A 377-nucleotide genomic window follows, 5' to 3' on the forward strand; every position below is an offset into this window, starting at 1 on the left:
CGGCTACGACGCTTACGGCAACTGGGTTTGCCCGGGCGGGTATTATGGCTACTGAGCGGCGCGACGCCGCTGGTCCATGGTGCTCAAATCCGATGCTGAGGTCATCGGCATAGCGCACAATGATCATTTTGCCAGTAGTGGCCAAGTTGCCGTCGCCAGCGCCTGGCCGGTACTGCGGCAGTCTTGGGTTGAGGTAATAGGTCGCGTCCATGTACTGAGGCCGCTATTGGGCGACCTTTAGTGTGGATGCCGCCTGTTGGCCCTTCGCGACATATTGCATCGCGGCACGACCTTTGTCGCTAACGGGGTATAGCGGAAATTGACAGGCCGCCGTCTATTGCGGAGGGCGATGCTCGTGACCCGAAGCGGAAATCCGT

1 protein-coding gene is annotated in these 377 nt (G+C 59.7%); it reads right to left on the reverse strand.

Annotated elements, in window-relative coordinates; all coding sequences use genetic code 11:
- Window positions 1–211 (reverse strand): hypothetical protein (locus FNJ47_RS50760; RefSeq protein WP_488226111.1); only part of this gene is annotated, 211 nt, incomplete at its 3' end.
- Window positions 212–377: the final 166 nt, after the last annotated feature.

The organism is Bradyrhizobium uaiense (assembly GCF_010811875.1).
Lineage (GTDB): Bacteria > Pseudomonadota > Alphaproteobacteria > Rhizobiales > Xanthobacteraceae > Bradyrhizobium > Bradyrhizobium uaiense.